Genomic DNA, 12846 nt, shown 5'->3' with positions numbered 1-12846 from the left:
CCGATTTCATGATGAGGAGGCGGGGGTTGTTTAACTCTTCATAAGAAATAAATAAGTACTTAAAAGAAAAAGCAGCTTAACATTATGAACAGCACCCCGTCAAGTAGACAGTGGTGTCTACTTTTAGGGGAGCTTAACATTATTAAGCCGCCTTTTCTTTTGCCGTTTTATTAAAGTACCATCTGAGTGAAACGGGAACGAGTAAGATGATGAGAATTATTCGTGTGAGCTGCAGAGCAGTGACAATAGCCGGATCAGCACCAACGATTGAGGCTGTTAATACCATCTCAACGACTCCTCCAGGAGCAGTGCTTAAGAGCGCAGTAGGCAAGTCCATTGAAGTGACAGAGTATAAAAGAAAACCTGAGATGAAGGAAATGAATATGAGCAAGAGAGCAAGCCCCGCATAAATAAAGCCGTATTTACCCGCATATTTAACGTCTTTTAATAGGATGTTTTTCCCCAGGGCGACGCCCACGCACAACTGGGCACCGAGAAAGACAGCTTCAGGGATAGCCGGCACCTGGACAGGCCCAATATTCATCACGGCAGTTACCGTCAGCGGAATAATCATAATCCCGGCTGGCAGCAAGTGGTGGAAACGGACACCTAACAGAACCGGCACCAGGAGCCATAATATGTTCCACGATAGAAAGGCCGTTCCTGTATGCGCCATAAGGGTATCCTGGCCAGTGTTTTGGGCGGAGAATATATAAATGATAATGAATGGCACTGTAAAAAGAACAACGAGCAGGCGTATCGTCTGGAAAACCATCACATAGGCAGCGTTTCCCTTAAGTGATTCGCTGACTATGACCATCTCGGTTAATCCTCCTGGAATGGACCCGAATACACTTGTGATCCGGTCGACCTTAATATACCTGGAGACTATGGAACTGTTTATTATACTGACTGTAATCAGAAATAAAGTAATAATGATGTACGGAAGGGCATAAGGGCCGACCAGCTGAACTGTCTCTATTGTAAAATAAAGGCCAAAAGAGATGCCGAGCGTAATTAGACCGCTGCTTTTCAAAGCTTTTGGCCAGGTTAGCTGTCTTCCTGACATTCCCTGCCATAGCATCACACAGGCCAGCGGGCCTAACATCCATGGAAGAGGGAGGTTTAAAAGAGAAAAAAGGGCAGCGCCTGCAAGCCCGGTAATAAGTGTTTCGATAAACGGCTTAGTTTCTTTCATTTTTTTCATCTCCAACTTAAACTTCTATCTCATTGTATCACAGACATAGAAAAAGCCGGCCGCTTAGCGGCCGGCTGAAGTTATTTATTCATCGTCGTCTTCGACTAATTCATAAACGCCTTCTTCGTTATGAGTTTCTTTACCCGTAATAGGGGGGTTGAATACACATACCATTCTCATGTCAGTGTTGGCACGTAGAAGGTGCTCATCATGCTCATCAAGAGCATACAGTGTATCAGCTGAAATAGGGTGGATCTTATTATCTGAAAGTGTTTCTACTTCTCCGTCTCCTTCTATACAATACACGGATTCAAGATGGTTTTTGTACCAGATGTGCGTTTCAGTTCCTGCTTTAATTACAGTATCGTGGACAGAGTAGCCCATTTTATCTTTTTTCAAGATAAGACGTCGACTCGTCCAGTTATCAGCTTTAATTTCCTGATCAGTACCTATAATATCTTCAAGTTTTACTACTTTCATGTTCCGTGTCCTCCTTAGGTGTTTTCACTGCTTAGTTTGTAACAGTATCGCTTTTGAGATTCATTTGTTTGATCGCATCTTTAATACTTTTCTCGATGAGTTCAAATCCTTTTTCTAAGCCTTCTTCATCAATATTGATAGGTGGAAAGAGCTTAAATACCTGGTCCTGCCCGCCGGCTGTTTCCATAATCATGCCGTTAGTAAAGGCGTATTCACACACTTTTTCACTGAAGCCTTCCACATCGGAAGAGATACCCTGCATAAAGCCGCGGCCTTTAAGGTGAGCCTTCATTTCAGGATATTTGTTAATCATTTCTTCAAGGAACTTTGTAATCTTGGCTGATTTATCCTGAATGCTTTTTTCAAATTTAGGATCTTCCCAATAAGATAAAGCTTCAGTTGCTGTAATGAAAGCATGGTTGTTGCCCCGGAATGTTCCGTTGTGTTCACCTGGCTTCCATTGATCAAGCTCAGGGCGGATAAGCGTCAGTGCGAGCGGAAGTCCGTAGCCTCCGATAGATTTGGAAAGGCAGACAATATCCGGCTTAATGTTTGCCGGTTCGAAAGAGAAGAACGTTCCGGTACGTCCGACACCTGCCTGAACATCATCAATGATAAGGATAATGTCCCAGCGCTTACAAATCTCATCCACTTTTTTAAGCCATTCAAAGCGGGCCGCATTGATGCCGCCTTCACCTTGGACAGTCTCAAGGATAATAGCTGCCGGTACAGAAACACCGCTGCCGTTATCTTCTAAAAATCTTTCTAGATAATCAAGTGTTTCCATGTCTTCGCCGGTGAAATTATCATAAGGCATGGTTACCGTATGGTTCAGTGGAATTCCTGCGCCATTTCGCTTCATAGAGTTGCCTGTTACAGACAGGGAACCAATTGTCATGCCGTGGAAACCGTTAGTGAAACTGATAACCTCTGTTCTTCCTGTCACTTTACGGGCAAGTTTTAATGCGCTTTCCACAGTATTTGTACCCGTTGGTCCAGGAAACATAACCTTATAATCCAAATTTCTTGGTTTCAAGATAACGTCACTAAATTTCTCTAAAAATTCAGTTTTCGCTTTTGTTGCTTTATCCAATGAATGAGTAATTCCGTCGTCAAGAATGTACTCAACCAGTTTTTTCTTCATGTTTGGTTCGTTGTGTCCGTAGTTAAGAGCACCTGCGCCAGAGAAGAAGTCAATATATTCTTTTCCTTCGTCGTCCCAGATCTTGTAACCCCGTGCTTTAGTGAACACTGCAGGAAAACTTCTTACATAGCTTCTTACACATGATTCATGCTCTTCAATAATTTGCAGATCTTTGTTTGTCATAAGTGTCAATTCCCTCCGTCTTTTGTAATCAGTTTCTTTCAATCAGATCAGTTATTTGGAAAAAGGTCCAATACGATACGTGTACTCGGCTTTTGTTCCCTCTTCAGGAAAGACCTCTTCAGGGAAACATTCACGCACTTCATAATCTGTATCGTGATCTCTTGCTAGTCGCTTGAATAAAGACTGAGAGGCTTTATTGTCTTCAGTGATGGTCGCCTCCAAAAAGCGTACATTTTTTGATGCATCTCTTGAAATCAGTTCATTTAACATTTTGGAGCCGATCCCTTTTCCGCGTTGAGATGAATCTACACCAACCTGCCAGACGAAAATAACATCCGGATGTTCAGGCTGAATAAATCCTGTGATAAAACCAACGACTTCACCACGTTCTTTAGCAACCACACATGTTTCTGAGAAGTATTCAGCGAACATAATATACTTATAGGCTGAATTTAAATCAAGCGACGTTTTTTTAGCAAGTAGCCACATCCCTTGACCGTCTTCTTTTGATGGCTGCTCTAACGTAACTGTATCAAGTACTGCCGTTGTGTTTTTACTCATTATGAAATTCCCACCTTTAAAGTTTATTGTTTTGCAGCGTTGAAATTCCTCCTTAATCAAAAATTCATCTCAACCAATGAACATTATTAATCATAGGAAGTTCTTGTTAAATAATCAAACATGTTTAATCATCGTGAATAAGTATATATGTGTGTCAGTAGAGCTTAGTAGTGCTTAGAACGTTCATCTTATTTATTTCTCCCGTATTGTGTGTATTTCAACGGTTTTGAAAATTTAAACGGCTAAAACCCTTGCTGTGATAGGAAAAAAGAAAAAAAGATTCCAACAAAATCGTTGGAATCCCTGTCATGCAGGCAATCACAGCGTATTAGCTGTTCTTTGCTGCTAATTTTTTTCGTTTTTCTTCCCGTTCGCGGGTGCTTTTATCCAGAATTTTTTTCCGAAGGCGGATCGATTCCGGGGTCACTTCACAATATTCATCTTCATTTAAAAACTCTAACGCTTCTTCAAGTGTTAAAATTCTTGGCTTTTTCATTGTGACGGTCTGTTCTTTTGTGGCCGAGCGGATGTTTGTCTGCTGTTTCATTTTAGTAATATTGACAGTCAGGTCATTATCACGATTGTGTTCGCCGACAATCATGCCTTCATAAATTTCGGTTCCGGGTTCCAAGAAAAGGATGCCCCGGTCTTCAAGCTGAAGCATTCCATAAGGAGTAGCTTTTCCTTTTTCCATAGAGACGAGCACACCTTGTCTGCGTCCGCCGACATAACCTTCTGCGACAGGCTGATAACTGTCAAATGAATGGTTCAGAATCCCGTAACCTTTAGTTTGAGCCATAAATTCTGTCGTGTAGCCGATCAGGCCGCGGGAAGGGACTAAGAAATCCATTCTGACCTGTCCGTCTCCTTTATTAGCCATATTTACAAGTTCACCTTTACGCTCACCCAAGGATTCCATAACCGCTCCGGTGTATTCTTCAGGCACATCTACTTGGGCAGCTTCAAATGGTTCGCATCTTTGGCCGTCGATTTCACGGATAATTACTTCAGGCTTTGAGACTTGAAGTTCATACCCTTCGCGCCTTAAATTCTCAATTAAGATAGACAGGTGGAGTTCACCGCGCCCGGAAACTGTCCAAACATCCGGGGAACTGGTATTTTCCACGCGCAGGCTGACATCTGTTTCTACTTGTGTTAACAGTCGGGCTTCAATTTTCCGGCTGGTGACATGATCGCCTTCACGGCCTGCGAAAGGACTGTTGTTAACTAAAAATGTCATTTGAAGAGTAGGTTCATCAATCCGGACAAGTTCCATTGGTTCAGGATGATCGGCGGGGCAAATGGTTTCCCCGACCATAATGTCTTCAATTCCTGCGATGGCGATCAGATCGCCTGCTTTTGCCTCTTTTATTTCTAAACGTTTTAACCCTAAGAAACCGAACAGCTTGGATATTCTGAACTTCTTAATTGAACCGTCTCGCTGCACAAGGGCAGCCTGGTCGCCTACCCGGATCGTCCCGCGGAATACCCGTCCGACACCGATCCGTCCGAGATAATCGTTGTAATCAAGCATAGTGACCTGGAATTGGAATGGTTCATCCGAATTGTCAACCGGGGCAGGTACACTGTCTATTACTGTATCAAACACTATTTTCATGTCGCCGTCCTGGTTGTCAGGGTCAAGGCTGGCTGTCCCGTTAATAGCAGAGGCGTAGACAACAGGGAAATCAAGCTGGTCTTCATCAGCTCCCAGTTCAATAAACAGGTCCAGTACTTCATCAATTACTTCTTCAGGGCGGGCCATCGGGCGGTCGATTTTATTAACTACGACAACAGGGATCAATTTCTGCTCTAAGGCTTTTTTTAGTACGAAACGTGTCTGCGGCATACAGCCCTCAAACGCATCAACGACTAAAAGCACACCGTCAACCATTTTTAAAATCCGTTCCACTTCGCCGCCAAAATCAGCGTGTCCTGGTGTATCAAGAATATTTACGCGTTTATTCTCATAATCAACTGCTGTATTTTTGGCAAGAATAGTAATTCCACGCTCTTTTTCAATATCGTTATTGTCCATTGCCCGTTCATTAACTTGTTCATTTTCACGGAATGTGCCGGACTGTTTTAACAGTTCATCCACTAAAGTTGTTTTCCCATGATCCACGTGGGCAATAATCGCAATGTTTCTGATGTCCGCTCGTCTTGTCATTATTAAAACGCTCCTGTCCAGTCTTAAAATTGTTCAACTATACTATAGTACCACAAATTAAAAGTCATTTCATTAAATAAGAAATAAGAGGATCGTCCGGCAAATATAATGACCGTTCTTAAAAAATCTTTTATACTGAAATTAGCTGTTCCGGCGGATGATGTAGACACAAGGAGGGAGGAGAGGAGGAAAATGGTGAAGGACTCACTTATATCCATAAATGAATTATATATAGGATTGATGCTGAAAGATGATATTTTTGACCGTTTTGATCGCCTTCTTCTTAAAAAGGGGACAATTATTACGCCGGAACATCTGAAAAATTTAACCTCTTTGAAGCAGTCATATTTTCTTTACAGAAGCACTGGGGAAGAGGGGCTTTTGATGGTTTACCCGGTGATCAGCAACCTGAACGCGTTTTTAAGGACTTTCACTTTCGTTGAAGAGAAAGGGCTTAGCTTAAACGAAATCAAAAGAAATTATTACCCGGTGAAGGCTCATTTCAGTGAAGAGAAGTGGGAATATCTTGTGGGTTTGGATTATATAAAAGAAGTTAATTATAAGTATTTGGAAATATTCAGACGGTCACATACTGATTTATACGGGGAAGTACCTCATCATATATTTGTTCGGGTGTGTGAACAGATCGCTTTCTGGCTTAATAAAACATACTGGAGCGGTTCCATTCAGCCGCTGGCTTTTTATGAGATGTGCCTCTGCTGGGTAAAAAAACATGCGGGCTACCTTCTCCCTTTTTTGGAAAACTTACTCGTTCCATTACCGGAAGGAGCTACAGTTCTTCTGGAGGACGGTGAGGAATACGAAGTCATGCAAACGAATGCTGAAGAGCCATTTAAACCCCTTTTAAGGAAAAAATATTCTGACGGGACTTTTTATTTCGTGGAAGATATATTTACGGAAATACACTCCGTTCCGCCGGTTTCTACATTTAAACATAAATCAATCCGGCATTCAGACCGCTGGGAATCTTAAATGCCGGAAATCCCTATCACACTACTTTATTTGGCCTGTCCCGTATACTTGGTATTTTACAGTCGTCAACGCCTCAAGTCCCATTGGCCCCCGGGCGTGAAGTTTCTGGGTGCTGATTCCGATTTCTGCTCCAAAACCAAATTCAAACCCGTCTGTAAACCGGGTGGAAGCGTTGTGGTAAACAACTGACGCATCGACAAGTGTAAAAAACTTATCGACATTCACGCTGCTCTCTGAAACGATAGCTTCTGAATGTTTAGTGCCAAATAACTCAATGTGTTTTATAGCGTTGTCGAGCGAAGGAACGATTCTTACAGCAACAATTAAATCAAGGAACTCTTCTTCCCAGTCTGTTTGGGAAGCAGCCTGAATACCCGGCTGGATAGCTGCAGCTTGCTCATCCCCCCTGATTACCACGTGTTTTTCTTGCAAAGCCTCAATCAAATTTCCCAGATGTTTCTGCGCCCAATCTTCATGAATAATGATCGTTTCACACGCGTTACATACTGATGGCCGCTGAGTTTTAGAATTAACCACGATTGAAATTGCCATCTCCGGGTCTGCCTCAGCGTCAATATATACGTGGCAGTTGCCGGCGCCGGTTTCAAGCACAGGAACACGTGAATTTTCAACGACAGTATTAATCAGCTCTTTTCCGCCGCGAGGTATTAACACATCAACCAGCCCTTTGGCATTGTATAAACTTTTCAGCAGCTCCCGGTCCGGGTTCTCAATCAGCTGGACAGCTTCAGGCGGAAGCGAGGTCTTGGATAAAGCGTCATGAATAAGAGAAAGGATTGCTTTATTAGAATGGATGGTCGAGCTGCTTCCTCTTAATAAGATGGCATTGCCGGTTTTAAGTGCTAAAGTAGCGGCGTCAATCGTTACATTCGGCCGGGCTTCGTAAATCATCCCAATTACTCCGATTGGAACTGCTGTCTTTTTAATAAGTAGCCCATTTGGCCGTCTTGATTCCGATAACGTTTTTCCAGAAGGATCTTCAAGTTCCTTTAAGAGACGGATGGAGTCAACCATGCCGGTTATCCGGTCTTCCGTTAAAGTCAGCCGGTCAATCAAAGCTTTTGATACGCTCTTGTTCTGCGCAGCCGTCACATCTTTACGGTTGGCATCCAAGATGATGTCGCTGTTTTTTTCCAATTTGGCGGCTATCAGGAGCAATGCCTCGTTTTTTTCTGTTGTCGTAACACCCGCCAGCGTAAGAGAGTGCCTTCTTGCTATTTCTGCTTTTCTTACCACTTCATTCATGTTCATTTCTCCTTTCGTTTATTTCATTCCACTGAGATCCACTGATCACGATGAATGGCTTCACAGCGTTTTCCGTTTAGCCTGTTTCTTCTATTAATTAGTTCTTTTAATTTATCTGCGTCAAAATTTATTTTTCCTCTGCCGATTAAACGGCCCTGTAAATTATAAACGTCCACCACATCCCTGGAATTAAAGGCGCCCTCCACAGACGTAATTCCTACGGGCAGAATACTTTTTCCTTTTGTTAAAACGGCAGCCTCGGCGCCCTGGTCAATATAAATTTTTCCCTTGGCCAGAGAGTGAAAAGCGATCCACTGTTTTGTGTTTTTCATCATTTTACTGCCGGGAGGGGAGAGGTAAGTGCCTGATCCATCACCGGATATAATGTTAACGAGCTGATTTTCTTTCTGCGCTTTTCCTATAAATACAGGGACACCCATGGAGTGGGCAGTACGGGCTGCTTCAAGCTTGGATTTCATTCCTCCGGTCCCGACTTTACTGGAACTGCCTTCAGCTTGTTTAATCACTTCATCCGGCACACCTGAGAGAGAATCATATTTTTCTGCTCCTGGATTCGTGTTCGGGTTTTCCTTATAAATTCCATCGATATCCGTGAGAATAATTAACTGATCAGCGTGGAGGCAGCCGCTCACAAGGGCTGACAGCATATCATTATCGCCAAAAGTGAGCTCTTCCACAGCTGTAGAATCATTTTCATTAATAACAGGAATGACGCCGCGTTTGATGAGCTCATCCATCGTATTGTAAGCATTCTTATAGTGCTCTTCCTGCATAAAATCCTGCCTGGTGAGGAGAAGCTGGGCAGTTACAAGGCCGTGGTGCGAAAACGCTTCAGCATAGGCCTGCATGAGAAGATTCTGTCCGACAGCGGCTGCGGCCTGTTTTCCGGCAGTCGTAACCGGACGCACAGGATAGCCCATCTTCGTAAAACCTGCTGCAACGGCTCCGGACGATATTAAAATCACCTCGTGTCCTTCATTTTTTAACGCGGCTGCCGCTTTTGCATACTGGCTGATACTGTCATAAGACAATTCGCCGTTTTTTTCTGTTAGAGAACTGCTTCCAATCTTAATAACCAGTCTTTTTTTCGGCATGAGTGATCATCCTTTCGAGACGGGATAATGAATAATTTAATACAGTGTTGCTTTTTTACTTTAGTGCACCATAGTTAAAGAAAATGAAAATGCCCCCGCCCTTTAATTATTAAAGGACGGAGACATTGGATCCGCGGTACCACCTTCATTGACACGATGTGTCCACTTAATGACTCGTATCGTGAGCAGACGTGCTTCTGTAATAATGAGCAGGTTCAATAATGGTTGCTATGGAATCTTTCAGCCGGCGAATTCCATTCTCTGAGAGCACTGCATTATTTACTAATCTCATAGAAGCTCCTGTTTCATTCATGTATAAACTCCAATAAGTTTTTACAATTATCTGATAATATACCGGATATGTCAATAGTTTTTTATTTAAACGCTTTATATATATAATGCCTGTATTATAAGTTTTATTCATAAAATGAAAAAAATTCCATAATTATCCGGATTATGAAACTTTTCTAAAATGAGTGCGTAATAAACTGTAGGTAATTTAAAAAAGAAAAGATAGAGGTAGTCATTCTGAATGGGCAAAAGAGTGAACTGATAAAATTCATTTTTAAATATGTAAAATGAAAGAGGGGAGAGCATGAAACTGAGAATTAAAAAGGCTGACCAGGACGACGTTGATAAAATAATAATCGTCAGCAGTGCCATTTTACTTACTTTGTCCTTTTTCGCCCCCGTGGTATTAATTCAATTCGTTCAGGAGATCCTTCATTTTTCATATGATCACTGGTTATTCACTGCACCGAGGCGTGCGTTTCAGACAGTTATGGGAGCGATGATTTTACTGCCTGCTTTAGCAGTAGCTTATTTCATTGTCAGGCATATGCTTTATAAGAAAAACAGCAGCTTCAAGGCAGGGGGGATCTTTCTCGCGGGAGCTTTATTTTCTTTGCCAATGGTGCTCGCGGGTTTAAATCATTACTATTATTTTGATGACACAGGCCTTCATTATAATAGTCTTTCATCTATTAATGAAACGGTGTATTCCTGGGACGATATCTCAGCAATTGAGCCAGTCAGCATAAATAATGGGGGACGGCTGACATTTCAATATATTTTCATTTTCAAAACAGGGGATGAGGTAATAATAGAAGGGACTGATGACTTTCTAAGGTACCGGGAAAAAATTTACGAGCGGGTAAAAGATAATGGAGGCGACATTTTAGAACGGAGAGAAATCAGCGGGTAAAAATAAAGGCTTCCAAATGTCATCTTTGGAAAACCAGTTTTAAAAGCATAAGGGATTGAAGCAGAAGCTGAGGAGACTTCCAGGTAATTCTCAATATAGAGGCTGAGACAAAACTAAAGACAAGTTTGTAAAGCACGAACACCTTATAAGGTGGGGTACTTTTAGGTTTACCAATTTTTAAATAGCCTCTGCTTTTCTGATTGAAGGACAGAAGGCGGCGACGCCACAGGGAATAAGCGCAGTCTGAAGATCCAATTCAACAAAGCTCAGGCTGAGTTGAAGACAAGCCCTCGGGTAAAGAAAACACAGCGAACTTCCACACGGATGTGGTGACTTCGGCGTTTTCACAGGACGTGAAGGGGTTAGCCGAAGATCCTAATGACCTATGTTGCACTTATGCCTGTGGTGTAAGCCTTCGCCGGAAGTGAACCGACAGATTAAAAAGACAAGCCCCTGGACAAGCGTCCGCCTGGCGGACTGAAATCACTTAATTACTATTTATCAGAGTTAGTTTTTATTAAGTACAAAAGCGAAAAACCGAACAAAAATCATAAGGTTTGTCCGGCTTTCTTTATGATTACTATTCTTTTGTCCCAGCCTTTTTTGAAACGGGCCAGCAAGACCCTGCAGGATGTTTTTCCGTAAGGAGACTTGGCGGCTCGCCCAGTGATTCAACTTTACAGGCTTTCTGAAATGGTTAATTAATCAGGGCCTGGAGCGGGGCAGGGACACGCCCGCCTCTTGATATAAACTTGTCTGAACTGTACGGGTTGATTCCCATCACTGGTGCCCGTCCAAGCAGTCCGCCGAATTCCACCATGTCTCCCTCTTTTTTCCCGGGGACAGGAATTACGCGCACGGCTGTGGTTTTTTTGTTAATCATGCCGATGGCCATTTCATCTGCAATCAATCCGGAAAGTGACGAAGGCGAGGCGTCTCCTGAAAGAGCAATCATGTCCAGTCCGACCGAGCAGACACATGTCATAGCTTCTAATTTAGGGAGAGTCAATGCCTTATCTTCAATCCCTTTAATCATTCCGTTATCTTCACTGACCGGAATAAATGCTCCACTGAGTCCCCCCACATAGGAACTGGCCATAGCGCCGCCTTTTTTCACGGCGTCATTCATAAGTGCGAGAGCAGCAATGGTACCATGAGTTCCTACACGTTCAAGACCAATTTCTTCAAGGATCTCAGCCACACTGTCATTCATCGCATTAGTAGGAGCGAGAGATAAATCCATAATGCCGAAAGGGATATTCAATCTGTCGGCTACAACTCTACCGATTAATTCCCCGGCACGGGTGATCTTAAAGGCCGTTTTCTTAATCACGTCCGAGACTTCGCCAAGATCTGCGTCAGGATATTTTTTAAGAGCGTTTAAAACGACTCCCGGGCCGCTTACCCCTACATTAATAACCGCTTCGCCTTCGCCTGTTCCGTGAAAAGCTCCGGCCATAAACGGATTATCTTCTACAGGGTTACAGAAAACAACTAATTTTGCGCAGGCTAATCCATCCTGTTCTTTCGTAAGATTGGAAGCTTCTTTGATAATCTCGCCCATCTGTTTGACGGCATCCATATTAATACCTGTCCGGGTCGTTGCCACAGACACCGAACCGCAAACGCGTTCTGTTTTGCTTAACGCTTCAGGCAGAGCATCAAGGAGCGTTTGTTCCCCTTTAGTAATGCCTTTATGCACAAGTGCTGAATAGCCTCCGATAAAATCCACTCCAAGAGTGCGGGCGGCTTTATCAAGAGTGACAGCAAGCTGAACGGCCTGCTCTTTCGTAGCGTTGCCGAGCAGTTCAGCAGCAGGGGTAATAGAAATTCGTTTGTTAATAATAGGGATGCCGTATTCTTTTTCCACTTGTTCTGCCACACTTGTTAACTGTCCGGCATAGCTGGTGATTTTATTAAATACTTTTTCGTTCATTTGATCAAAATCTGCATCGATACAATCTTTAAGGCTAATTCCCATTGTAACCGTACGTATATCGAGGCTTTCCATCTGAACCATACGGATGGTTTCCTGTATTTCCGCAAATGCTATGTTCATACTCATTCTCTCCTTATAAAAACCTGATTAAATCCGGTGCATAGATTGGAAAATGTCTTCGAGCTGTATATTTATTTTTAATCCCATCTCTTCACTGACCTGATCGAATTCTTTTTGCAGTTTATCGAGATTTTCAGCTTCTGATACATCGACCAGCATCATCATCGTAAAGAAATCCTGAAGAATCGTCTGGCTGATATCGAGCACATTCATCTGATTATCGGCTAAGATGGCAGTGACTTTAGCGATAATTCCTACTTGATCCTTTCCTACAACACTGACTATTGCTCTTTTTTGTTCCATTTTGTTCACCTCGGTTCTAAATATTAAAAAAAAGATTGGATATAAGCTCCAATCTCGTAAAAAGTAAGGGTGTACACATCTTGCCTGTGATGTGTGCTCCTGTCCTTTTGCCTGAGATTGTGAATCCTTCGGCGCCGCAGTAGACGGACTCTCCAGAAGTGGCTCCAGCT

At 42.8% G+C, this 12846-nt stretch carries 12 protein-coding genes and 1 riboswitch; of the genes, 2 read left to right on the top strand and 10 right to left on the bottom strand.

Translation table 11 applies throughout. The features are described 5' to 3' along the window. Positions 1-142 precede the first annotated feature (142 nt). From K8O68_RS05900 to typA, 5 genes are all read right to left on the bottom strand, one after another. Complete coding sequence (locus tag K8O68_RS05900; protein ID WP_230895997.1) at positions 143-1198, bottom strand: AbrB family transcriptional regulator; 1056 nt, start codon at positions 1196-1198, stop codon at positions 143-145. 84 nt (positions 1199-1282) lie between these two features. Further along, positions 1283-1678, bottom strand: a complete 396-nt coding sequence (locus tag K8O68_RS05895; RefSeq protein WP_093053703.1) for an ectoine synthase — start codon at positions 1676-1678, stop codon at positions 1283-1285. 31 nt (positions 1679-1709) lie between these two features. Next, positions 1710-3005, bottom strand: coding sequence for a diaminobutyrate--2-oxoglutarate transaminase (gene ectB, locus K8O68_RS05890; protein WP_230895996.1), 1296 nt, complete (start codon positions 3003-3005; stop codon positions 1710-1712). Between the two features lie 51 nt (positions 3006-3056). Next, positions 3057-3566, bottom strand: a complete 510-nt coding sequence (ectA, locus tag K8O68_RS05885; protein ID WP_230895995.1) for a diaminobutyrate acetyltransferase — start codon at positions 3564-3566, stop codon at positions 3057-3059. A 328-nt stretch (positions 3567-3894) separates the two neighbouring features. Continuing rightward, a complete protein-coding gene (gene typA / locus K8O68_RS05880; RefSeq protein ID WP_235788426.1) occupies positions 3895-5736 on the bottom strand; it encodes a translational GTPase TypA in 1842 nt (613 codons plus the stop codon). 192 nt (positions 5737-5928) lie between these two features. Between typA and K8O68_RS05875 the strand changes: the two genes are divergently transcribed. Then, on the top strand, positions 5929-6729 hold the full coding sequence (locus K8O68_RS05875) for a hypothetical protein (RefSeq protein ID WP_230895994.1): 801 nt from the start codon (positions 5929-5931) through the stop codon (positions 6727-6729). A 21-nt stretch (positions 6730-6750) separates the two neighbouring features. On the opposite strand, the gene K8O68_RS05870 is transcribed toward K8O68_RS05875, so the two are convergent. The 3 genes from K8O68_RS05870 to K8O68_RS05860 all read right to left on the bottom strand — a co-directional run bounded on the left by K8O68_RS05870 (position 6751) and on the right by K8O68_RS05860 (position 9423). Beyond that, positions 6751-7995, bottom strand: coding sequence for a glutamate-5-semialdehyde dehydrogenase (locus tag K8O68_RS05870; RefSeq protein ID WP_230895993.1), 1245 nt, complete (start codon positions 7993-7995; stop codon positions 6751-6753). Positions 7996-8018: 23 nt separating this feature from the next. Next, a complete protein-coding gene (proB, locus tag K8O68_RS05865; RefSeq protein WP_230895992.1) occupies positions 8019-9110 on the bottom strand; it encodes a glutamate 5-kinase in 1092 nt (363 codons plus the stop codon). A 166-nt stretch (positions 9111-9276) separates the two neighbouring features. Next, positions 9277-9423 carry a hypothetical protein gene (locus tag K8O68_RS05860; protein ID WP_230895991.1) on the bottom strand — a complete coding sequence of 49 codons (147 nt, stop codon included), beginning with the start codon at positions 9421-9423 and terminating at the stop codon, positions 9277-9279. A 282-nt stretch (positions 9424-9705) separates the two neighbouring features. On the opposite strand from K8O68_RS05860, the gene K8O68_RS05855 reads away from it, so the two are divergent. Further along, positions 9706-10314: a hypothetical protein gene (locus K8O68_RS05855; RefSeq protein WP_230895990.1), complete on the top strand. Its 609-nt coding sequence runs from the start codon at positions 9706-9708 to the stop codon at positions 10312-10314. A 697-nt stretch (positions 10315-11011) separates the two neighbouring features. Here K8O68_RS05855 and K8O68_RS05850 read toward each other — a convergent pair. Further along, positions 11012-12373, bottom strand: coding sequence for a PFL family protein (locus K8O68_RS05850; RefSeq protein ID WP_230895989.1), 1362 nt, complete (start codon positions 12371-12373; stop codon positions 11012-11014). 27 nt (positions 12374-12400) lie between these two features. Continuing rightward, positions 12401-12676, bottom strand: a complete 276-nt coding sequence (locus K8O68_RS05845; protein WP_093053674.1) for an ACT domain-containing protein — start codon at positions 12674-12676, stop codon at positions 12401-12403. Between the two features lie 89 nt (positions 12677-12765). Then, positions 12766-12842, bottom strand: a riboswitch (glycine riboswitch). Positions 12843-12846 lie beyond the last annotated feature (4 nt).

This window comes from Salipaludibacillus sp. CUR1, from assembly GCF_021028955.1.
In the GTDB taxonomy this organism is placed as follows: Bacteria; Bacillota; Bacilli; order Bacillales; family Salisediminibacteriaceae; genus Salipaludibacillus.
Note: the sequence above shows the minus strand (reverse complement) of the source record. Positions and strands in the feature narration are given on the sequence as shown.